The organism is Cellulosimicrobium sp. ES-005, assembly GCF_040448685.1.
In the GTDB taxonomy this organism is placed as follows: domain Bacteria; phylum Actinomycetota; class Actinomycetes; order Actinomycetales; family Cellulomonadaceae; genus Cellulosimicrobium; species Cellulosimicrobium cellulans_G.
In genome coordinates, this window is the sequence record NZ_CP159290.1 from 1,786,852 (window position 1) to 1,807,264 (window position 20,413).

Sequence of the window (20,413 nt, forward strand, 5' to 3'; positions counted from 1 at the left end):
GCTCCGGAACCTCGGGGTCCTTGCGCTCCGGAGCGCGGTCCCGTGGTAGGAACGGACCGGACGCAGGCCCCGTCGCCGCGCGCGACGACGGGTCGGCACCCGCGCACCGGCTCACCGACGAGAGGACCCTGCGATGCCACCCCGTCTGACTCCCCGCACGATGCTCTGGACCGGGCTGGCGCTCGCGGTCGTCGGCGAGCTGTTCCGCAGCGTCCTCCTCCCGCGCGTGATGTTCAGCGTGCCCGTGCCGCTGGGCGTCCTCGAGGCCGCCTCCGTGCTGCTGCACGTCGTGTTCACCGGCGGCATCGTGCTGGCCGCCGGCTCGTTCCTGGTGCGGGCGCTGCAGCCCGACGACTCCCCGCGCAAGGAGGCGACCCCGACCCCGTGGGAGGACCGCGACAACCGGCTGTCCTGACCGGCGACCTGTCGGCGCGCCACGGATCCCTGGGCCCGTGACGCGCTGACCGGTCGACGCTACGGAGCGACCGGCGCGGTGACGCAGACCTCGAACGTGTCGCGCGCGCGGCGCAGCAGGTAGCGGACCTCCTGCGCCTCCTGCTCGTTGGCGTACTCGTCGCGGTAGCTCCAGCGCGCGTGCGCCCACACGAGCGCGTCGCCCACCTCCTCGACGCCGACGAGGTGGGCCACGACGCCCACGAGCCCGCGCTCGCGGAACCCGCGGGCGAGCTCGGCCGTCGACTCCCGGACGGCCTCCGGGTCGGCGAGGAGCACCGACCCGGTCGCCCCGACGACGAGCGCGGGGAACGCGTAGCTCTCGCCGATCGTGTCGAGATCACCCGTCGAGAGCGCGACCCCGTAGGTCGTGAGGAACGTCTGGACGTCGTCGGCGTCGAAGGACTCGGTGGTGGGTTCCATGCTCCCGTTCTACCGCGTCCGTCCGGCGTCGGCGCGGTCGCGGCGCGGAGGGTGCGGTGCGGTCACCACGCCTCGGCGAGGAGGAGCGCGAAGAGCTCGTCGGCGTCGGTCTCCAGACCGCGCGCGGCGAACCACGCGGACATCGTGCGGCAGTCGCGCAGCAGGAGCTCGGTGCCGAACGGGTTGGCCACGAGGTCGACCACCTGCGGCAGATCGATGATGACGAGCCGGTCGCCGTCCGCGAGGACGTTGTACGGGGAGAGGTCGCCGTGCGCGAAGCCGAGGCGTGCCAGCACCGCCATCCCGTCGCGGAGCTGGTCCCACCACGACGCGAGGAGGTCCGGGTCGGGACGCGTGCGCGCGAGCCGGGGCGCGGCCTCGTGCGCGACGCCGTCCGACGTGCCGACGAACTCCATGAGGATCTCGTTGCCGTCGATCTGCACCGGGTAGGGCACGGGGGCGCCGGCCGACCACAGCTCGCCGAGCGCGGCGAACTCCGCCGCCGCCCACTGCCCGGCCGCGACCTGGCGGCCGTAGCGAGACTTGCGGTCGAGCGCGCGCCGGTCGCGCGTGCGGCGCACGCGGCGGTCCTCGGTGTAGACGGTGTCGCGCCGGAACGCGCGGTGGTCGAGGTCCCGGTAGCGCTTGGCGGCGAGCAGCGAGCGCTGGGCGGCGTCGTCGGGGACGGCGCGCTCGACGAGGAACACGTCCGCCTCCTTGCCGGTCTTGAGCACGCCCAGCTCGGTGTCGACGGCCGCGTCGGCGGTGACCACCCAGTCGGGGCGCGGCTCGGGTCCGCGCTGCCCCTTCTCGACGGCGGACCACGTGGACCAGCGCTGGTCGTCGCCGAGCGCGGCGTCGAGCACGCCCGTGGCGGCACCGGCGTCGTCGAGGTCGGCGGCGTCGTCATGGCGCCGCAGGCGGCGGGGCGGGGGAGTGCGGGGGTCTCCCGCGAACGTCGGCGGGAGGTACGGGTCGGGGTACAGCAGGTCGTGCTCGGGCACGGGTGGGCTCCTTCGGGCGGGGAGCGCACGGCGCTGCCGTCGCCTCGGGGCGAGCGGCGGGCGCGGGCCGTCTCACGGGACGGGCCCTGGACCGTCTAGCGGCGGTCGGTGCTCCCGGGGGTGGTGGACACGCGAGCGTGGGTCGTCCAGCTCATGGCGTTCCTCCTTCCTCCGGTGCCCGACGGCGCGGGCGACGTCCCGTGACCGTCCCACCCGGGCGCGGCCCGGGGCAAGCGAATTACCGTCGCTCGTCGCTCGTCGCTCGTCGCTCATCGGTCATCAGGCGGGACGGCTCACGCGGCGCCGGTGGCCAGCGCCTGGATCGCCGACGCGACGCGCTCGTACGTCCCGTAGGTGTCGTAGCCCATCTGGTCGAGCGCGGACCACACGAACCCGACCGTCGCGTAGAGGCCGACGGCCGTCGCGAGGATCCACTCGCGCACGGAGCCGGTGTCGCCGAGCAGGGGCAGGGCGAAGCTGCCGCTGGGGCGCCACACGTCGTCGACGACGAGGGACCGACGCACCCAGCGTGGGGAGCGGATCTTCACCGGCCACAGCAGCGGCGCGCCGTTGGTCGTGAGCACGTCGCCCAGGATGTGCACGGTCACGCCGATCCCGACGGCGACCGGGAGCCAGTTCCACTCCTCGGGGGAGAAGAGTGCGACGAGCACCGCGACGGTGAGCGACGTGACCCACGGCATGAGCTTGCCGCGCCGCGTGAGCTTGAGCGCCTTGAGCGCGAGGGCGACGAGCAGGACCGCGAGGAGGCCGCCGCCCACGTAGACCGTGCCGAAGCTCTCCGTCTCGACCGTGACCAGCCCGACGAGCCACGCGAGCGCCGTGAACACCGCGATGCCGAGGAACGAGTGCGTGCCCTGCCGGTGGCCGCCGGAGACCGTCTCGACGGCGTCGGACACCCACTCGCTCACGGGCGGGAGCGAGTGCGCGAACGTGCCGTTGTGGTGGTCCGCGTCCGGGAGGAGGGCGGCCCCGGCGCACACGACGGCGCCCGTCATGACGCCGACCGACGACACGGGGTGCCACCCGAGCGCGAACGGGGCGGTGGACGTCACCGCCACCCAGGCGGCGGCTCCGGTCGCGGCGTGGTGGGCGCCCATCATGGCGGCGGGTCTCCTGTCGTCGGCCCGGCCGGGTGGTTCGTCGGCGTCGGGAGGTGTTGTCCGGAACGTCCGGAACCCTACCGGGTGCCGCCGACAGCGCCGGAGGGCCGTCAGGGCGCGGATGTCCCGGTGGGAAAAGTGTGCCAAGCGCCGACGAGCCCGGGAGGCGGCCGCCGGGCCGGCCCCGGACGGCGGAGCTCGCAGCGCATTTCCGATGAATTCTGGAAATGAGGTTGTGTCGAACGGAAAAGGCGCGTACGGTCTTCCTCGGTCGACGACATTCCGGTGCGTGGGCCACCCGACATGACCGAGAGGAGCAGTGCCGTGCGCGAACCCGTCCAGCAGGACCGGCGACGTCCCGTGCTGCCCTGCGAGCAGCCGCGCGTCGTGCTGCCCGCGGTGTATCTCGGCGTGTCCTCGTTCCTCGCCGCCGGCTCCGGCGGTCCTGTCGTCTGACCCAGCGTCGCACGACAGGCCGTCCCGGACATCGCCGGGACGGCTTTTTTCTTGTGCATGAACGCGCCCCGGCCCGGGGCGTATTTCTCGTGCTGTCATTCGGCTCTTTTCACCGCCGGTGCGCATTTGTCGTGCGCCTGTGGAGAGGAGCACTGCCTTCGTGGTCCAACGGAAACGACGCCGCTCTACGGAAGCGGAGACGGGGGTTCGACTCCCTCCGAGGGCACCTGGACGCCTCGCGTCCCGTCTGCTCGACGTTAAGGAGCACCAGCGCGCGTAGCTCAGCGGACAGAGCGCCGGCTTCCGGAGCCGGGCGGCGGGGGTTCGAGTCCTCCCGCGCGCACCAGCGCCGCCCCTCCGGGGCGGCGTCGTGATCGTCAGGACGACCCGAGGAGGTCAGCACCGTGAGCACCGAGGCCCACGCGTTCCCCGTCCCGCTCTCCGGCGCGAAGGCGCCGACCCTCATGTGGGCGCACGAGCACGCCGTCGAGCCCCCCGCGCTGCAGCAGCTGCGCAACATCGCGGCGCTGCCGTGGGTCGAGGGCGTGCGCGTCATGCCCGACGTCCACCTGGGCAAGGGTGCGACCGTCGGCTCGGTCATCGCCATGCGCGACGCCGTGTCGCCCAACGCGGTCGGCGTCGACATCGGCTGCGGCATGATCGGCGTCCGCACGTCGCTCACGGCCGAGGACCTCCCCGACGACCTCGGGCCGGTCCGCGCGCGCATCGAGGCGGCGATCCCCGTCGGGTTCCACGCGCACGACGAGCCGGTCGACCCGCACCGGCTGCGCTCGATCTCCGGGCGTGGCCCGGCCGAGGTCGCACGCGGCGCGGACGCCTTCTGGTCGCGGTTCTCCGGGCTGCACGGGCGGGTCTCGGACATCGAGGGTCGGGCGCGCCGCCAGCTCGGAACGCTTGGTGGAGGCAACCACTTTGTTGAGTTGTGTGTGGATGAGTCCGGTTCTGTGTGGCTCCAGCTGCACTCGGGGTCGCGCAACATCGGCAAGACGCTCGCCGAGCAGCACGTCGCCGTCGCGAAGCGCCTCGAGCACAACCAGGGGCTCGTCGACCGCGAGCTCGCGGTGTTCCTCGGCGGGACGCCGGAGATGGACGCGTACCTCGCCGACCTGTGGTGGGCTCAGGAGTACGCGGCGCGGTCGCGCGCGGTCATGATGACGCTCGTGGCCGACGCGGTGCGTGCGTCGTTCCCCGGTCGCGAGATCGCGTTCGACGAGGCTGTGAACGTCCACCACAACTACGTCGCGGTCGAGCGCGTCGACGGGCAGGAGCTCGTCGTGACCCGCAAGGGCGCGATCCGGGCCGGGAAGGGCGACCTCGGTCTCATCCCCGGGTCCATGGGCACCGGCTCGTACATCGTGCGCGGGCTGGGGAACCCGGAGTCCTACTGGTCGGCGTCGCACGGCGCGGGCCGTCGCATGTCCCGAACCAGGGCGAAGAAGACCTTCACGCTCGACGACCTCGCCGCCCAGACAGCCGGCGTGGAGTGCCGCAAGGACGCCGGGGTGCTCGACGAGATCCCGGGTGCGTACAAGGACCTCGACGAGGTCGTCCGCGCGCAGTCCGACCTCGTCGAGGTCGTCGCCCGCCTCACGACGCTCCTCTGCGTCAAGGGCTGACCACCTCCACGCCGACCAGGCGGTCCCGGCGCGTCGAGCAGGTGGTCGTGGCGCGTCCGCTCAGGCGGACGTGCCACGACCACCTGCTCGACGGGGGCGGTCGTCTCGGGGTGGGAGCGGGTGAGATCGGTGCGCCACGGTCGTTGAATCCTTGACTTTTGATCGGTCGCCGTCAAAACTCGCGGCATCGGCAGCAGCCGACGTCCACGCACGCAGGAGTGCGCGCCGCCGGGCCTGGAGATGTCCCCTGGAGATCGACCGGCGGTCGGCCGGGGGCCGGCGCCGGCCAGCGCTCTCGACGACGAGGGAGAAGCACGCATGGATTTGTTCAGCGGTACGACGGTCAGGCGGGCGGTGGCGGCCGCGGTCGCGCTGCCCCTCGCGGGAGGGGCGACGCTCGTGGCCGCGGGGCCGGCGGCCGCCGACGAGGAGGACTACAAGATCCTCGTCGTCGGCAAGACGCTCGGGTTCCGGCACTCGCACATCGACGACACGACGCGCGCGCTGATCGAGCTCGGTGAGGACAACGGTTTCACGGTCGACGTGTGGGACCCGCCGAACGACTCCGCGGGCTGGTGGGGGAGCGGCTCGCCGGGCCAGCCCGACCTCACGCTCGACTCGACGCCGTTCACGAGCGCGGAGGACCTGTCGCAGTACGCGACCCTGGTCTTCGTCTCGCCGGTCGACAACACCAACTCGCTCGACCCGGCGGCGCCGCGCCTGCTCGACGACACCGAGCTCGCGGCGCTCCAGGGCTACATCCACGACGGCGGCGGGTTCGTCGGGCTGCACGCCGCGACGGACACGATGCACACCGTCCCCTGGTACAGCGAGCTGACGGGCGGCGGCGCGCGGTTCGTCAGCCACCCGCAGCAGCAGACGGCGACGATGCGCGTCGAGAGCCCGTCGCACCCCTCGACCGCGCACCTGCCGGCCGTCTGGGAGCGGTTCGACGAGTGGTACAACTACTCGGTCAACCCTCGCGCGGACGTGCACGTGCTCGTCACGCTCGACGAGTCGACGTACTCGCCCGGCAACGGCGCGATGGGCGAGGACCACCCGCTCTCGTGGTGCCAGAACTTCGAGGGCGGCCGCTCCTGGTACGAGGGCGCCGGGCACACCGACGAGTCCTGGACGGACCCCCTCTTCCGCGAGCACGTGCTCAAGGGCGTCGAGTGGACCGCGGGCGTCGTCGAGGGCGGCGGCAACTGCGTGACGTTCCCCGAGGTCGACGGCGTCGTGGCCGGCCTGGACACCTCCGCGGTGGGCGACAGCGTGATCGCGGGCGCGATCAGCTCGCTGCTCGGCAGCGCGCGCGCCGCGGCCGAGGCGGGCGACCCCGCGACCGCGGTCCAGGTGCTTGGCGGCGCGCGGTCGCTCGTCGACCACCTGTCCGCGGCTGCGGGAGACCGGGACCTGCTCGCGTCCAAGATCGACGACCTCGTCGACTGGCAGACCGGGCTCGTCGACGACGGCCCGGCGATCGACCTCGCGGCCGAGGCCGAGCTGCGGACCATGGGCGGCAAGCAGTACGTCGCCGTGCGCGTGCTCAACGAGGACGACGCCCCCGTCGACATCACCCTCGCGACGCCGTACGGCAGCAAGGAGTACGCCGACGTGGCGCCCGGGAAGAACGCCTACCAGGCGTTCGCGACCCGGCTCGTCGAGGCTCCGGCCGGAGAGGTGACCGTCACGGCCACCGTCGAGCGCGACGGCGAGACCGTCACCGAGGAGATCGTGCTCGCCTACGCCGGCACGGCCTGACGCGTCGCTCCGCGCACCCGACGGCGCCCGTCGCACCTGCGTGCGACGGGCGCCGTCGACCTCGCCGATCCCTCGGGGGCGGTGGTCGGATCGTGCACCGTGGACGAGTCGCAGTTCGTCTGCACGCTCGGCGACTACGTCGCGACGCACACGGGGGTCGCGGGGACGCTGTTCTTCTGGGCCCAGGTCACCGAGACGACCGACGCCGACGTGCTCGTGTTCACCACGGGCGGCGGCGTCGAGATCCGCGTCGACGTCCCCGGCGGCATCGGCGAGGGCGAGGGCGGCGGAGGCTGGCAGCCGCCCACCTACCCCGTCAAGGGCGGGTGGTACGACCGCTCGGCCGACGTCGTGCGCTGGGACGTGTACGTGCCCGGCCAGTACCTCACCGGCCCGGACGGCGACCCCGTCGTGCTCACGGACACGTTCGACCCGCGCCTCACCCTGGTCGAGGGCAGCGTCGGGGCGCTCGCGGTGCCCGTCGACCGCTGGGACGACGGCGACTTCTGGGACGCGGGCTTCTGGATGGATCCTGCGGACTACGTCGTCGAGACGGGACCGGCCGCGAACCAGTTCCGGTTCAGCGTGCCCGACGCCCATGGAGCCGACTACGTCTACGTGCTCACGTACGCGACCGCGGTCCCCGACGACGCGCGCGACGGCGACCGGTACGAGAACACGGTGACCGGCCTCGCGGTCGGCGACGTCGAGGCGTCCGCGGAGTACGCGGGCGCCGGCGGGACCGGCGGGGGTGAGGGCGTGCGCTCGATCCGGCTCACCAAGCAGCTCGACGGCGACGCCGCGGAGGGCGTGACCGGTCCGTTCGGGTTCGAGCTGGTCTGCACCGACGCGGACGGGGAGACGCTGGCCGGGTTCCCCCGTGCCGCCACGCTCTCCGCCGGGGGTACGACGACCTTCGCGGGCGTGCCGGTGGGTGCCGTGTGCGGGCTGACCGAGACGGACGACGGTGGAGCCGACCGCGTGACCTTCGCCCCCGCCGGCCCGATCGAGGTCACGGCGGCCTCGCCCGCGACGATCGACGTCGTCGCGACGAACACCTTCGACGCGCACGTCGGGGGGATCGCCGTGACCAAGCGCGTGACGGGGGCCGCCGCCGACGCCGTGGCCGAGGGGACCACGTTCGTCGTCGCCTACGCGTACGAGGGTCCCGAGGGCGAGGTGACCGGGGAGCTGGTCGTCACCGACGGGTCCACGGCGTCGCTCGCGGACCTGCCCGCGGGCACGGTCGTCACGCTCGCCGAGGCCGCTCCCGCGGCGCTCGACGGGGTGGCGTGGCGGGCGCCGTCGTTCTCCGGAGAGGGGGTCGAGGTGCTCGCGGACGGTGCGGCGCGCGTCGTGGTCGGCGACGGCACGACGGCGGAGGTCGTCCTGACGAACGAGGCCGACGTCCCGGACGTGCCCGCCGAGCCCGGCGGCCCCGCGAAGACCGCCGAGCCCCCGGCACTCGGGACGCAGCCCAGCACGCCGGCCCCGAACGGGGCCCTGGCGGTCACCGGCACGACCCTCGGTGTCGCGGCCCTCGTCGCGGCCCTGCTCGTCGCGACCGGGGTGGTGGTCGTCGTCGCGCGGCGCCGCGCCCGGGCCTGAGGGACCTGGGCGGGGTGACGTTCGTCACCGCGAGGCCGTCCCGGCGTCATGATCGTGCGCCGGGGCGGTCTCTCCACCAGAGGGGTCGCGCCGACCGCGCTGCCCCGGACGAGAGGCGACCATGCACGCGCACCACCAGACCGCAGCCGTCGGCACCCGGGCCGGCGCGGTCCCGCACGACGAGCACGACGTCGAGCCCGCTCCCGCGCGGGACGACGTCGAGCTCGCCGACGCCGTGCGCGCGGGGGACGTCGACGCCTACGCGGAGCTCTGGGGGCGCCACGCCGGGGCCGGGAGGGCCGCGGCGCGGCGTCTCACCGCGACCTACGACCCCGACGACCTCCTCCAGGAGGCGTTCGCGCGCATCCTGCACGCCCTCCAGGCGGGGGCCGGCCCGACGGGCCCGTTCCGCCCCTACCTCTACACGACGCTGCGCGCGGTCGCCGCGTCGTGGTCGCGCACGCCCGCCCCGTTCCCCGTCGACGAGGTCCCCGAGGTCGCCGACGCGCGGGACGCCACGACCGAGGTGCTCGAGCGGTCGGTCACGGTGCGGGCGTTCCGACGTCTGCCCGAGCGCTGGCAGTCCGTGCTCTGGTACACGGAGGTCGAGGGGATGGAGCCGCGCGAGGCGGGGCCGCTCCTGGGCCTGTCCGCGCCCGCCACGGCCGCGCTCGCGTACCGGGCGCGCGAGGGGCTGCGCCGGGAGTGGCTGCAGGCCCACGTCGAGACCGACGCCGTCGCGCCGGATTGCCGCTGGACGGCCGAGCGCCTGGGCGACCATGCGCGCGGCACGCTCTCGCCGAGCGCCCGCGACCGCGTCGAGGACCACCTGACGGGGTGCCTCGCGTGCTCGATCCTCGCCGAGGAGGTGGACGACGTCGCCTCGCGCCTGCGCCTCGTGCTGCTGCCGCTCGTCCTCGGCGTGCCGGCCGCCCTCGGGGCCGCGGGCACGGTGGTCGCGCCCACGGCCGCCACGGCCGCCGCGTCCCCGGTCGCCCCGGCCGCCACGTCCCACGCCGCGGCCACCCCGGTCGCGACCTCCGCCGGCGCGGGCGGCGCAGCCGGCGCGCTCCCGGGCCTCGTCCTCGGGGGCGTGGCGGCGACGGTCGTCGCGGCGGTCGTGGGCGTCGGCGCCGTCGCCGGGTGGTGGGGCGGCGGCGAACCGACGCCGGCAGCAGGCCAGGCCGTGGGCGCGCTCGCCTCCCCAGGCGTGCAGGCCGACGAGGTGCCGGCCGCCCCCGCCGCGCCCGAGGACGAGGCGCACGGGCCGGCCGTCGAGCCCGGCACGGCGCCCGACGCCGCCCCGGACGCCGCCCCGGGCCCCGCCGACGTGCCCACGACGGGCCCGCTCGACCCCGGGCCGGTACCCAGCACCGGGACGGCGCCGCCCCCCGTCACGGGGCCGTCGATCCCGGCGGTCGAGATCCCTCCCACCCCGGCACCGCCGCCCGCGCCGGAGCCCCCGGAACCGGACCCGGGCACGGACCCGGGCACGGAGGAGCCCGCGCCGCAGCCCCCGGCGGCCCCGGTCGTCGCGTCGGCCCCGGCGCCCGGCGCGCTCGCGGTGTTCCCGGTGCTGCGCGGCACCGGCGCCCCCGGCGCGACGGTCCGGGTCCTGGACGCCGCGGGCGCCGTCGTCGGGACGGCAGAGGCCGGGCACGACGGCGCGTGGGAGGCGGTCGCCGACGGTCTCGGCGCCGCGGGCGAGCACCGGCTCCGGGTGGTGCAGGTGGTCGAGGGCGTCACGTCCGCGCCGTCCGTGCCGCTGGGGCCGTTCGCCTTCGACGTGCCCGTGCTGCTCTCGCCCGGCCCCGGGGCGACGGTCACGGGACGGCCTTCCGGCCTGCCGTGGGAGCCCACGGGCTACGCGGTCGACACCGAGATCGCCGGGACCCCCGGGCTGGTCGTCGAGGCCTTCGTCGACGACCGTCCGACGGGCAACCTCCACACGCTCGCCGACGCGCCGCTGGTCCGGCAGGTGACCGGGCTCTCGCTCGGCGAGCACTCGCTCGGGCTGCGCGTCGTCGACCCCGCGACCGGGGAGCACGGCCCCGTCGTCACGACGCGCTTCACCGTCGTCGGCTGAGTCAGACGAGCTGCAACGACGTGAGGCAGGTGGGGTCGTCGGCGCCGGTCGAGACGGTCGTCGTGCCGACCCGTCCCTCGTGCTCCACGCGCAGCTCGGCGTCCACGTCGCGCGGGAGCCAGAGGCCGACGAACCCGTTCGCGCCGAGCGTCGTGTCCTCCTCGACGAGGACCTCGCCGGTCGCCGCGTCGACGACCGTGACGGACACGGCCTCGTCCGCGAGCTCGCCCTGGCACGTCGTCAGCGAGTGGTAGAAGCACTCGTGCGTCTCGTCCACGAAGGGCGCGACGGAGAGGTAGAACGTGTCCTCGGGCAGCGGGACCGTGGTCTCGTACGACTCGTCCGCGAGCACGAGCTCCGCCGCGCGGACCGAGGCGACGAGGTCGGTCGGCCGGTCGGCCGTCTCGAGGCCTTCGAGCCGGTCGACGACCTCCTGGCCGCTGAGCCCGGCGAGGTCGTGACGGTCGAGCAGCGCGTCCAGCGCGGAGGGTTCGGGGGAGTCGCCGGACCCGCCGGAGCAGCCGGCGAGCACGAGGGTGATGGCGGCCACGGCGGCCACGAGGGTCGGGAGGGCACGTCGTCTCATGCGCCGATCCTCTCAGAGCGCGACGCCCTGACCAGGGCCGGAGGTCCCGGGCGCGCCGACGGCCGGGACCCGTGCGGGTCCCGGCCGTGCGGGTGGCGGACGGCGTCGCGTCACGCGGTGAGCATCGCCACCGGGTTGTCGTGGGTGAGCCGGGCGAGCACGTCGCGCGGCACGCCGCGCGACGCGAGCATCTCCGTGAAGACGGTCGGGACGTACGCGAACCCGTTGCCGCCGTGCTGCACCCACATCTGCTTGAGGAACACGTCGTGGCTGAGCAGCACCTGGCCCGCGTGGCCGGCCTCGACGAGGCGCTGCACCGCGGTCGCGGTCGTGTGCGGGTCGGGGGACACGCCCTCCTTCGGGAAGGTGATGTCCATGCCGACCATGTCGAACTCGAGCCAGACGCCGCGCTCGGCCACGGACCGCTGGTAGCCCGGGTCGTCGGCGGACGGGTCCATGTGGCACAGCACGACCTTCTCCTGGCGCACGCCCACCTCGTCGAGCACGAGGTCGAGCACCTCGTGCGCGCGGCGCTGCCAGCCGGGCAGGTGGACCTGGAGCGCGACGTGCGGGTGCTCGCGCTGGGCGAGGGCCGCCGCGCGCAGGGACGCGGCCTCGCCCGGCGTGAACGACGGCGAGACGCCGATCTCGCCGATGATGCCGGGCCGCACGCCGGTCCCGCCGATCCCGTCGGCGAGCTCCGCGACGATCGCGGACGCCTGCGCGTCCACGGCCGCCGCGGCGATGCGGTCGCCCTCGAACTTCTCGAGGTACGCGCCGCAGCCCGCGACCACGTGCAGGCCCGTCCGGCGGGCCACCTCCGCGAGCCGCTCCGGGTTGCGCCCGATCGCGGCGCTCGATGTCGCGTCGACGATCGTGCGACCGCCCAGCGCGGCGAAGCTCTCGAGCTCTGCCGCGACCGCGGCGACCGGCTTGTCGGCGATGTTGTCCGCGCAGCAGTACGGGTCCTGGCGCAGCGCCCAGGCGACCGACGCGGAGACCGGGGACTCCACGACCGCCTCGGAGAAGCGGTAGCTCGGCGGGTCGAGCACGCCCGACAGGTCGTTGAACAGGTGCTCGTGCGGGAGCGTGAGGCCGAGGTCGGCGGCCGCGGCGCGGCCGGTGACCGTCTGCACGTGGCCGGCGGGCGTGACGCTCATCGCGGGCTCGCCTCGCCCGCCTCGCCGCCCGCGACCGCCGCGGCCACGGCGTCCTCGTGCGCGCCGTCGCCCGGCTCGTCGGGGTGGGCCGCCTTGCCCGACGGGATCATGCCGATCCCGGCGGCCACGAGCGCGATGACGGTGCCGACGACGGTCGCGACGTGGACGGTGTGCCCGAGCGCCGGGATCGCGGCGTCGAGGACGAGCGAGCCGACGAGTTGGCCCGCGACCGACGCGAGGCCCAGCAGCAGCAGGCCGAGGCCGCGCACGAGGAGCGCCATGAGCGCGATGGACAGCAGGCCGAGCGGACCGCCCAGGTACATCCACCACTCGCCCGGGAGCTGGAAGTCGACGCCGCCCGTGGCCGCCCGCACCAGGTAGGCGATCAGCAGGGCCGTGAAGCCCACGAGGAAGTTCCAGCCGATCGAGACGAGCATCGACCCGGTGACGTCGGCGACGGCCGCGTTCCCGGCCGGCTGCCAGCCCGCGAGCAGGCCGCCCACGAACGGCATGATCGCGAGGACGATCGTGTGCGGCACGGAGAAGCTCGGCGAGATGACGACGACGGTCGCCGCGATGGCGAGCGCGGCCCCCAGGAGGCGGGTGGCGGTGAGCGGCTGCTTGACCGACGCCGTGACGCCGAGGCGGTCGCAGATGACGCCCGAGATGACGAGACCGGAGATGAGCGAGATCTGGAACGTCGCGACCCCGAGGACGCCGACGGTGACGCCCTCGGACAGGACGATGACGGCCCCGCACAGGCCCGCGAGGTAGTTCCACCACGGGATGGTGCGCGAGCGGATCAGGCCGGGGATCGCGAGCGCCTCGCGCCGGGTGGCGGGGCGCGCGAACACGACGACGAACATGAGGACCAGGCCGGTCCCGAACGAGATGAGGGCGGCGGCGTGCCCGTCGCCGATCGTCTTGCCGAGCTGGCCGTTGACGGCCGCCTGCATCGGGCCGAGGGCCCCCGCGAGGACGGTCGCGACGACGAGCAGGGCGGTCGCGGTGTCCTTGACCCTGCTGCGGCGGGCTGACGAGTTCAGAGCACCTCCCTGAGTGCCGGACGGGGAACCGGTGGTCGCCGGCGTGGTGTGCTTCATTGCGTGACCGTGCCTTCCTCCGACGGTACGTCGGACTTAGCTGTGGAGCGGAATCCTGGTGCCCTCGGGGGCCAGGTCGGCGGCGCGCGGCAGGGAGTCGACGGCGCCGTGGCGGGTGGTGGTGGAGGCGGCGACGTGCGCCGCCCAGCGGGCGGACTCGACGAGGTCGCCGCCGTGGAGGAGGCCGTCCGCGAGCGCCGCGCAGAACGAGTCGCCGGCGGCGGTCGTGTCGACGGCGTCGACGCGCTCCGCCGGGACGGCGACGGGTGCGCCTCCCGCGGGGACGACGAGCGCGCCGTCGGCCCCGAGGGTGACGACGACGTCCCCGGGGTGGTCGAGCGCGCGGACCATGGCGAGCACGGCGTCGGTGCCGACGGGCTCGTCGCTCGCGCCGACGAGGGTCGCGAGCTCGAACCGGTTGGGCACGAGCACGCGGAACGCGGCGCGCACGTCGGCCGGCAGCGGGACGGCGGGCGCCGGGTTGAGGACCGTGGTGCCCGTCGCGGTGGCGGCGACGGCGCGCAGGGCGCCGAGCGGCGTCTCGCACTGGCACAGGACGGCGGCCGCGTCGCGGACGAGGTCGGCGCGCTCGGTGACGAACGCCTCGTCGACGACGGCGTTCGCGCCGGGCTCGATGACGATCGTCGACTCGGGCTGCTCCCACAGCACGACGGCGACGCCGGTGGGGCGGTCCGCCGTCGCGAGGCCGTCGAGGACGAGGCCCTCGACGGCGAGGCGGCGGCGGATCGCGCGGCCGTCGTCGTCGTCGCCGACGGCGCCGACCATGGCGACGCGACGGCCGAGCCGCGCGGCGGCGACGGCCTGGTTGGCGCCCTTGCCGCCGGGGGAGCGGACGAGGCCCGTCGCGGAGACGGTCTCGCCCGAGCGGGGCAGGCGGTCGACGGTCAGCCGGAGGTCCATGTTCAGGCTGCCGACGACCACCACCTCGGGCGTCATCAGCCCGCGAGCCAGGTGACGGCCTGGCCGAACAGCGGGCCGTAGCCGGCCCAGTCCATGAACTCGCGCGGGGCCCAGTGCGGGGAGATGTCGGAGGCGAACGCGAGCGTGCGCCCCTCGCCCTCGGTGCGGACGGCGACGAGCGGGCGGCCCTCGATGGTGGCCAGGACGGTCGCGTCGGCCTTGGCGGTGAGGCGCTGGTAGCCGAGGAGGATCGGCCACTCGCGGTCGAGGCCCGCCGTGACGGGGTGCTCGACGTCGGTCAGGGTGCCGCCGATGCCCTCGGGGGTCTCCTCGCGGTCGTCGTACGGGAGGATGTCGACGGGCAGGACGGCCTCGACGGCGGTGCCGTGGTAGTTGGCCTTGGCCTGGAAGCCCTGGAAGCTGAGGTAGCCGCCGGCCATCATGAGGCCGCCGCCGCGGCGGACCCACTCGGCGAGGAGCTTGAGCCGGTTCGGGAACGGGCGCCCCTGGGAGAACACGACGGGCGGCAGCAGGAGCGAGTTGGCGCCGATGTCGGACAGGATCACGACGTCGTAGGCGTCGAGCTCGTCGAGCGTGGAGGGGAAGTCCTCGGCGACGAGGTGCGAGGGGAGGTGCGTGACCTCGTGGCCCTCGGCGGCCAGCGCCTCGAGAAGGCGCGCGCACCCGATCTCGAGCTGGGCGTGGGGGAACGCGTCGTACCCCTTGTAGTCGGTGGTCGCGTTGATCCACGACTCCCCGGCGAGCAGAACCCGGCTCATCCCGGCCTCCTTGCGATCAGGTCGCGCGGCGACGTCGGCGACGACGTTGCGCAACGTTGTGTGGCGTTGCGCAAGACCGTAGGGTGGAGATGCTCGGCCTGTCAACACCGTCTGTGCGACGCGGTGCCGGTAGGGTGCAAGGGTTCTGGGACGCGAGCCGTTGGAGGGGAGCCATGACGCTCACGCGTGTTGCGCAACGTGCCGGCGTGTCGGCCTCGACGGCGTCGCGCTACCTGCGCGGGCAGCTCAACGTCCAGCCGGAGACGGCGGCGCGGATCGACGCCGCGGTGCGCGAGGTGGGGTACGTCGTCCCCGCGCCCGGCCCGGCGGCGCGCGAGCACGAGCGCCGCACCGGGGTCGTCGCGCTCGTCGTGCCCGACTTCGTCAACCCGTTCTTCACCGCGCTCGCGGAGGAGGTCGCACGCCTCGCGGGCGACCGCCGGGTCCCGCTCGTCGTCGCGCTGTCGACCCGGCACGGCGACGCGGAGTCGGGCCTCGGGCAGCTCCTCGCGAGCGACGGGTCGCTCGGCGGCGTCGTGTACGTGGGCATGTCCCGCACCGACGACCGGCTCGCGCGCGCCGTCGCGGACGGGCTGCCCGTCGTCGTCATCGACGAGGAGGTCGACCTCGACCTGCCCGTCGAGACGATCACCGTCGACAACTACGGCGGTGCCTACCAGGCCACGAGCTACCTCGTGCAGCAGGGGCACCGGCGCATCGCGCACGTCGCCGGACCGGCCGAGCTGTCCACGACCCAGGACCGCCTGCGGGGCTACGTCGACGCGATGCACGACGCCGGCCTCGACGTCGACCCGGACCTCGTGCGCCACGGCCCGTACACCGAGCAGTTCGGCGCCTCGACGTTCCCCTACCTCACGCGGCCCGGGAACGCGCCGACGGCCGTGTTCGTCGGCAGCGACATCGTCGCCGTCGGGATGCTGGGCGCGGCCGAGCTGCACGGCATCTCCATCCCCGACGACCTCTCGGTCGTCGGGTGCGACGGCATCCGCGTCGGCCAGTGGCTGCGCCCCAAGCTCACGACGCTCGAGCAGCCCGTCGCGGCGCTCGCGCTCGCCGCGATGGACGCGATCGAGCGGTCGATGACGGGCGAGCGTCGGACCGGGGCGCCCGCCCGCACCGTCCTGCCCCTGCACCTCGTCGTGCGGGGCTCGGTGTCGCGGCCCGCCGACCGCTGAGGGGTTCTCCGCCGTCGTGTCTCACGTCGCGACCAGCGGCGGGGTGAGGACCACGACCGCAGCGCCCGCGGCTAGCGGTCCACGGGCGGCACGGAGCAAGGCGGCGCGGACCAGGTGCGGTTCTCCGCGCACCGGGTCCACGGTTCCCCCTCCGTGCGGATCGTCATGCCGCGCGCGCGTCCGCGGCCCGTCGGGTCCAGCGCACGACGACGTACAGCACCGCGCCGACGGCGAGCAGGATGCCCGCGCGCAGCCACGTCACGGCGTCCTGCTGGGTGAGCAGCAGGACGCACGACGCCACGCCCAGCACCGGCACGACCGTCGCGACGCGGAAGTGCGGTGCGTCGACCGAGTCGCGTCGCAGCACGAGGACCGCGACGTTGGTCGAGGCGAAGACGAGCAGCAGGAGCAGCACGACGGTCTCGGCGAGCCCGGCCACGTCGCCCGTGAAGACGAGCCCCATGGCGACCGCCGTCGTCACGACGATCGCGACCCACGGGGTGCGGCGGTGCGGGAGCACCCGGCCGAGGACCGACGGGAGCAGGCCCTGTTCCGCCATGCCGTAGGCGAGCCGGCTCGACATGATCATCGTCAGCAGCGCGCCGTTCGCCACGGCGATCAGGGCCACGAGCGAGAACACCCACGCAGGCACGGACCCCTCGGCGTCGACGACCTCGAGCAGCGGGCCCGTGGACCCGGCGAGCGTCTGCGGGTCGACGACCGCGACGGCGGCCACGCCGACCGCCACGTAGACCACCCCGGCGGTGACGAGCGCCCCGAAGAGCGCGCGCGGGTAGGTGCGCCGGACGTCGCGCACCTCCTCCGCGAGGTTCGCCGAGGTCTCGAACCCGACGAACGAGTAGTACGCGAGGATCGCCGCCGCGAGGACGGCGAGCGCCGGCGTCGTGCCCTCCGCGAACTGCGTGACCCGCCCCGGGGAGCCCTCGCCGCGGCCCAGCACGACCGCGGCCAGCACGACCACGAGGACGAGGCCGGACAGCTCGATCGCGGTCATCGCGACGTTGGCGCGCAGCGACTCCTTGATGCCGCGCGCGTTGAGCGCGGCGACGAGCGCGAGGAAGAGCACGGCCACGAGCCGGTCGGGCGCGTCGACGAAGGTCGCGAGGTAGTCGCCCGCGAACGCGAGCGAGAGCCCCGCCGCGCTCGTCACCCCGGCGGCGAGCATGGAGAACCCGACGAGGAACGACACGAGCGGGCTGCGGAACGCCCGGTCGGCGAACACCGCCGCGCCCCCGGCCTGCGGGTACTTGGTGACGAGCTCGGCGTACGAGCCGGCGGTGAGCAGGGCGAGGCCCAGCGCCACGAGCAGGGGCAGCCACACCGCGCCGCCGACCTCGCCGGCCATCTCGCCCACGAGCGCGTAGACGCCCGCGCCCAGCACGTCCCCGAGGATGAACAGGTAGAGGAGCCGGCCCCCGACCGACCGGGACAGCCGGGTCTGCGGGTCGACGGCCTGGTCCTGGGGTGCCGGGGGTGCGCTCATCGGGTCACCGTGCCACGGGCCCGTCCCGCTCGCGGCCCGGGCGGCGACGGCCCGCGGGCAGGCCGGCGGGAGCGTGTGCGAGCCGGGTGGGCCCGTGCGAGCGTGGAGGTCCCGGGTCCAGCAGCGAGCCCGTCCGCACGAGCGTGACCGGCCGGGACCAGGCGTCGTCGGCCCGTCGCGCGCGGTCGCGAGGAGACGAGCATGGGCGACACGTCGGTGGTGCGAGGCGCGGGCACGACGGGACGTCGTGCGCGCCGGGCCGTGGTCCTGGGCGGCGCCGGGTTCGTAGGCAGCCACGTGTGCGAGGCGCTCGTGGCCCGGGGCACGGAGGTCGTGTGCGTGGACGACCTGTCGACGGGCGAGGTCCGCAACCTCGACGCGCTGCGCGACGAGCCCCGGTTCCGGTTCGTGGCGGCCGACGTCAGCGCGGGGATCGACGTCCCGGACCCCGGCCGGGTCGACCTCGTGCTGCACCTCGCGTCGCCCGCCTCGCCGGTGGACTACCTGCGGCTCCCGCTCGAGACCCTGCTCGTGGGCTCGGCAGGGACCCGCCACGGGCTCGAGCTCGCCGGGCGGGCCGGGGCACGGTTCGTGCTCGCCTCGACGTCGGAGGTCTACGGGGACCCCGACGTGCACCCGCAGCGCGAGGACTACTGGGGCCACGTGAACCCGGTCGGCCCGCGCAGCGTCTACGACGAGTCCAAGCGGTTCGCCGAGGCGACCACGGCCGCGTACCGCCGCGCGCGCGGCGTGGACGCGGGCATCGTGCGGATCTTCAACACCTACGGGCCGCGCATGCGCGGCCACGACGGGCGCATGGTGCCCACGTTCGTCCGCCAGGCGCTCGCGGGCGAGCCGCTCACCGTGGCGGGCGACGGCTCCCAGACCCGCTCGGTCTGCTACGTGGACGACCTCGTGGAGGGGATCCTCGCCTTCGCCCGCTCGGACCACCCGGGACCGGTGAACCTGGGCGACCCCACCGAGCTCACCGTGGCCCGCGTGGCCGAGGACGTGCTCGCCGCGACGGGCAGCGACGCGGGGATCGTCCACGTCGACCTGCCCGAGGACGACCCCCGCCGCCGTCGACCCGACACCGCGCTCGCGGAGCGCGTCCTCGGCTGGCGCGCGCGCACGCCCTGGCCCGAGGGCCTGGCCCGCACGGTCGCGTGGTTCCGCGAGGAGGCAGGGCGCGGACCTGCCGTGGCGGTCGCGACCGGCGCCGCCGGGGGGTCAGGAGGGGCGGACGCATGAGGCTCTCGGTGCACGGGTGCGGCTACCTCGGGGCCGTGCACGCCGCGGCGATGGCACGGCTCGGCCACGACGTCGTCGGGGTGGACGTCGACCGCGCCCGGGTCGACGCGCTCGCCGAGGGCCGGGCGCCGTTCTTCGAGCCGGGGCTCACGGCGCTGCTGGCCGGCTCCGACGGTCCCGGCTCCCTCACGTTCTCGACCGAGGCCGCGCGCGCCGCGGGCTCGGACGTCCACTTCCTGTGCGTCGGCACGCCGCAGTCGGCCGGGAGCGGGGTGGCCGACCTGCAGCAGCTCGACGCGGCGCTCGCCGCGCTGCGCCCGCACCTGCGGCCCGGCGCGGTCGTGGTCGGCAAGTCGACGGTGCCCGTCGGGACGGCGGAGCGGCTCGCCCGCGACCTGCCCGACGGCGTCGGCCTCGCGTGGAACCCCGAGTTCCTGCGCGAGGGTCACGCCGTCGTGGACACGCTGCACCCCGACCGGCTGGTCTACGGCGTGCCCGACGACGGCGACGCCCTCGTGGCGCGTCTCGACGCGGTCTACGGGCGGCTCCTGGACGACGGCGTCCCGCGCCTCGTGACCGACCTCGCCACGGCGGAGCTGGCCAAGGTGGCGGCGAACGCGTTCCTCGCGACGAAGATCTCGTTCGCGAACGCGGTCGCGGAGGTGTGCGAGGCCGCGGGCGGCGACGCCGTCGCGCTCGTCGGCACGATGGCGCTGGACCGCCGCATCGGCGGGGACTACCTGGGGGTGGGTCTCGGGTTCGGCGGCGGCTGCCTGCCCAAGGACATCCGCGCGTTCGCGGCCCGGGCGCGCGAGCTCGGCGTCGGGCCGGCCGTGTCCTTCCTCGACGAGGTCGACGCGATCAACGACCGCTGCCGGGACCGGGCGGTCGAGCTCGCCCGCGCGGCGTGCGGCGGCTCGCTCGCGGCCCGGCGGGTCGCCGTGCTCGGCGCCGCGTTCAAGCCCGACAGCGACGACGTGCGCAGCTCTCCCGCGCTCGCGCTCGCGCGGGCGATCGCCGCCGAGGGCGCCGACGTCGTCGTCACCGATCCCCAGGCGCTGGCTCTCGCGCAGGCCGCCGCCCCCGAGCTCGGGTACGCGGCCGACGCGCGCGAGGCGGCCGCCGGGGCCGACGTCGTCGTCCTCGCGACCGAGTGGGACGAGTACCGCGCCCTCGACCCGGACGACCTCGTCGGCGTCGTGCGCGCGCCTCGCCTCGTCGACGCGCGCAACGCCGTCGACCGCGGCCGGTGGCGCGCGGCGGGGTGGGACGTCCGCTCGCTCGGCGTCGCCGGCGTCCGCGCGGGACGGCCGCGGTCGAGCAGCCCGACGGCGTAGCCGGCGGTGAGCAGCGGCGACGAG

Annotated in this window: 18 protein-coding genes and 2 tRNA genes; 11 read left to right on the forward strand and 9 right to left on the reverse strand. The window is 75.0% G+C overall.

Annotation, left to right across the window (positions count from 1 at the left end):
- Positions 1 to 133: 133 nt before the first annotated feature.
- Positions 134 to 415 carry an NDUFA4 family protein gene (locus ABRQ22_RS07750; RefSeq protein ID WP_253049887.1) on the forward strand — a complete coding sequence of 94 codons (282 nt, stop codon included), beginning with the start codon at positions 134 to 136 and terminating at the stop codon, positions 413 to 415.
- 59 nt (positions 416 to 474) lie between these two features.
- On the opposite strand, the gene ABRQ22_RS07755 is transcribed toward ABRQ22_RS07750, so the two are convergent.
- The 3 genes from ABRQ22_RS07755 to ABRQ22_RS07765 form a co-directional block, all read right to left on the reverse strand.
- Complete coding sequence (locus tag ABRQ22_RS07755) at positions 475 to 876, reverse strand: hypothetical protein (protein WP_353709121.1); 402 nt, start codon at positions 874 to 876, stop codon at positions 475 to 477.
- Positions 877 to 938: 62 nt separating this feature from the next.
- Positions 939 to 1,880 carry an RIO1 family regulatory kinase/ATPase gene (locus ABRQ22_RS07760; RefSeq protein WP_253049883.1) on the reverse strand — a complete coding sequence of 314 codons (942 nt, stop codon included), beginning with the start codon at positions 1,878 to 1,880 and terminating at the stop codon, positions 939 to 941.
- 293 nt (positions 1,881 to 2,173) lie between these two features.
- On the reverse strand, positions 2,174 to 3,001 hold the full coding sequence (locus ABRQ22_RS07765) for a metal-dependent hydrolase (RefSeq protein WP_253049881.1): 828 nt from the start codon (positions 2,999 to 3,001) through the stop codon (positions 2,174 to 2,176).
- 324 nt (positions 3,002 to 3,325) lie between these two features.
- Between ABRQ22_RS07765 and ABRQ22_RS07770 the strand changes: the two genes are divergently transcribed.
- The 7 genes from ABRQ22_RS07770 to ABRQ22_RS07800 all read left to right on the forward strand — a co-directional run bounded on the left by ABRQ22_RS07770 (position 3,326) and on the right by ABRQ22_RS07800 (position 10,552).
- Positions 3,326 to 3,457 carry a hypothetical protein gene (locus tag ABRQ22_RS07770; protein WP_353709122.1) on the forward strand — a complete coding sequence of 44 codons (132 nt, stop codon included), beginning with the start codon at positions 3,326 to 3,328 and terminating at the stop codon, positions 3,455 to 3,457.
- A 154-nt stretch (positions 3,458 to 3,611) separates the two neighbouring features.
- Positions 3,612 to 3,683 (forward strand) — tRNA-Arg (locus tag ABRQ22_RS07775).
- 44 nt (positions 3,684 to 3,727) lie between these two features.
- Positions 3,728 to 3,803 (forward strand) — tRNA-Arg (locus ABRQ22_RS07780).
- A gap of 118 nt (positions 3,804 to 3,921) precedes the next feature.
- A complete protein-coding gene (locus tag ABRQ22_RS07785; protein ID WP_353709520.1) occupies positions 3,922 to 5,094 on the forward strand; it encodes an RtcB family protein in 1,173 nt (390 codons plus the stop codon).
- A gap of 318 nt (positions 5,095 to 5,412) precedes the next feature.
- Positions 5,413 to 6,858 (forward strand): ThuA domain-containing protein, encoded by a 1,446-nt coding sequence (locus ABRQ22_RS07790; RefSeq protein ID WP_353709123.1) that lies wholly within the window; start codon positions 5,413 to 5,415, stop codon positions 6,856 to 6,858.
- A gap of 99 nt (positions 6,859 to 6,957) precedes the next feature.
- Positions 6,958 to 8,466, forward strand: coding sequence for a DUF5979 domain-containing protein (locus ABRQ22_RS07795; RefSeq protein WP_353709124.1), 1,509 nt, complete (start codon positions 6,958 to 6,960; stop codon positions 8,464 to 8,466).
- Between the two features lie 121 nt (positions 8,467 to 8,587).
- Positions 8,588 to 10,552: a zf-HC2 domain-containing protein gene (locus ABRQ22_RS07800; protein WP_353709125.1), complete on the forward strand. Its 1,965-nt coding sequence runs from the start codon at positions 8,588 to 8,590 to the stop codon at positions 10,550 to 10,552.
- Position 10,553: 1 nt separating this feature from the next.
- Here ABRQ22_RS07800 and ABRQ22_RS07805 read toward each other — a convergent pair whose 3' ends face one another.
- The 5 genes from ABRQ22_RS07805 to ABRQ22_RS07825 all read right to left on the reverse strand — a co-directional run bounded on the left by ABRQ22_RS07805 (position 10,554) and on the right by ABRQ22_RS07825 (position 15,101).
- A complete protein-coding gene (locus ABRQ22_RS07805) occupies positions 10,554 to 11,138 on the reverse strand; it encodes a CueP family metal-binding protein (protein WP_353709126.1) in 585 nt (194 codons plus the stop codon).
- A gap of 110 nt (positions 11,139 to 11,248) precedes the next feature.
- The gene (locus tag ABRQ22_RS07810) at positions 11,249 to 12,298 is read right to left on the reverse strand and encodes a phosphotriesterase-related protein (RefSeq protein ID WP_353709127.1); all 1,050 of its coding nucleotides are present in this window, start codon (positions 12,296 to 12,298) and stop codon (positions 11,249 to 11,251) included.
- The gene (locus tag ABRQ22_RS07815) at positions 12,295 to 13,401 is read right to left on the reverse strand and encodes a DMT family transporter (RefSeq protein WP_353709128.1); all 1,107 of its coding nucleotides are present in this window, start codon (positions 13,399 to 13,401) and stop codon (positions 12,295 to 12,297) included. The genes ABRQ22_RS07810 and ABRQ22_RS07815 overlap by 4 nt, the downstream gene beginning before the upstream one ends.
- Positions 13,402 to 13,437: 36 nt before the next feature.
- Positions 13,438 to 14,358, reverse strand: a complete 921-nt coding sequence (locus ABRQ22_RS07820; protein ID WP_353709129.1) for a ribokinase — start codon at positions 14,356 to 14,358, stop codon at positions 13,438 to 13,440.
- A complete protein-coding gene (locus ABRQ22_RS07825) occupies positions 14,358 to 15,101 on the reverse strand; it encodes a glutamine amidotransferase (RefSeq protein WP_074806944.1) in 744 nt (247 codons plus the stop codon). The genes ABRQ22_RS07820 and ABRQ22_RS07825 overlap by 1 nt, the downstream gene beginning before the upstream one ends.
- 173 nt (positions 15,102 to 15,274) lie before the next feature.
- Between ABRQ22_RS07825 and ABRQ22_RS07830 the strand changes: the two genes are divergently transcribed.
- A complete protein-coding gene (locus ABRQ22_RS07830) occupies positions 15,275 to 16,297 on the forward strand; it encodes a LacI family DNA-binding transcriptional regulator (protein ID WP_290444590.1) in 1,023 nt (340 codons plus the stop codon).
- Between the two features lie 163 nt (positions 16,298 to 16,460).
- Here the strand turns inward: ABRQ22_RS07830 and ABRQ22_RS07835 are convergent, their stop codons facing one another.
- Positions 16,461 to 17,801 carry an APC family permease gene (locus ABRQ22_RS07835; protein WP_353709130.1) on the reverse strand — a complete coding sequence of 447 codons (1,341 nt, stop codon included), beginning with the start codon at positions 17,799 to 17,801 and terminating at the stop codon, positions 16,461 to 16,463.
- Positions 17,802 to 18,002: 201 nt separating this feature from the next.
- Between ABRQ22_RS07835 and ABRQ22_RS07840 the strand changes: the two genes are divergently transcribed.
- Together ABRQ22_RS07840 and ABRQ22_RS07845 are read left to right on the forward strand one after the other, a co-directional pair.
- Positions 18,003 to 19,052: an NAD-dependent epimerase/dehydratase family protein gene (locus ABRQ22_RS07840; protein ID WP_353709131.1), complete on the forward strand. Its 1,050-nt coding sequence runs from the start codon at positions 18,003 to 18,005 to the stop codon at positions 19,050 to 19,052.
- A complete protein-coding gene (locus ABRQ22_RS07845; RefSeq protein WP_353709132.1) occupies positions 19,049 to 20,389 on the forward strand; it encodes a nucleotide sugar dehydrogenase in 1,341 nt (446 codons plus the stop codon). Before ABRQ22_RS07840 ends, ABRQ22_RS07845 begins: the two co-directional genes overlap by 4 nt.
- Positions 20,390 to 20,413: the final 24 nt, after the last annotated feature.

Excerpts from the sequence above, each read along its gene's own strand:
- ABRQ22_RS07755 (WP_353709121.1), bottom strand. The coding sequence starts at position 876 with ATGGAACCCACCACCGAGTCCTTCGACGCCGACGACGTCCAGACGTTC.
- ABRQ22_RS07820 (WP_353709129.1), bottom strand. The coding sequence starts at position 14,358 with ATGACGCCCGAGGTGGTGGTCGTCGGCAGCCTGAACATGGACCTCCGG.
- ABRQ22_RS07805 (WP_353709126.1), bottom strand. The coding sequence starts at position 11,138 with ATGAGACGACGTGCCCTCCCGACCCTCGTGGCCGCCGTGGCCGCCATC.
- ABRQ22_RS07800 (WP_353709125.1), top strand. The coding sequence starts at position 8,588 with ATGCACGCGCACCACCAGACCGCAGCCGTCGGCACCCGGGCCGGCGCG.
- ABRQ22_RS07815 (WP_353709128.1), bottom strand. The coding sequence starts at position 13,401 with ATGAAGCACACCACGCCGGCGACCACCGGTTCCCCGTCCGGCACTCAG.
- ABRQ22_RS07750 (WP_253049887.1), top strand. The coding sequence starts at position 134 with ATGCCACCCCGTCTGACTCCCCGCACGATGCTCTGGACCGGGCTGGCG.
- ABRQ22_RS07840 (WP_353709131.1), top strand. The coding sequence starts at position 18,003 with ATGGGCGACACGTCGGTGGTGCGAGGCGCGGGCACGACGGGACGTCGT.
- ABRQ22_RS07830 (WP_290444590.1), top strand. The coding sequence starts at position 15,275 with ATGACGCTCACGCGTGTTGCGCAACGTGCCGGCGTGTCGGCCTCGACG.
- ABRQ22_RS07790 (WP_353709123.1), top strand. The coding sequence starts at position 5,413 with ATGGATTTGTTCAGCGGTACGACGGTCAGGCGGGCGGTGGCGGCCGCG.
- ABRQ22_RS07810 (WP_353709127.1), bottom strand. The coding sequence starts at position 12,298 with ATGAGCGTCACGCCCGCCGGCCACGTGCAGACGGTCACCGGCCGCGCC.
- ABRQ22_RS07785 (WP_353709520.1), top strand. The coding sequence starts at position 3,922 with ATGTGGGCGCACGAGCACGCCGTCGAGCCCCCCGCGCTGCAGCAGCTG.
- ABRQ22_RS07845 (WP_353709132.1), top strand. The coding sequence starts at position 19,049 with ATGAGGCTCTCGGTGCACGGGTGCGGCTACCTCGGGGCCGTGCACGCC.
- ABRQ22_RS07765 (WP_253049881.1), bottom strand. The coding sequence starts at position 3,001 with ATGATGGGCGCCCACCACGCCGCGACCGGAGCCGCCGCCTGGGTGGCG.
- ABRQ22_RS07825 (WP_074806944.1), bottom strand. The coding sequence starts at position 15,101 with ATGAGCCGGGTTCTGCTCGCCGGGGAGTCGTGGATCAACGCGACCACC.
- ABRQ22_RS07835 (WP_353709130.1), bottom strand. The coding sequence starts at position 17,801 with ATGAGCGCACCCCCGGCACCCCAGGACCAGGCCGTCGACCCGCAGACC.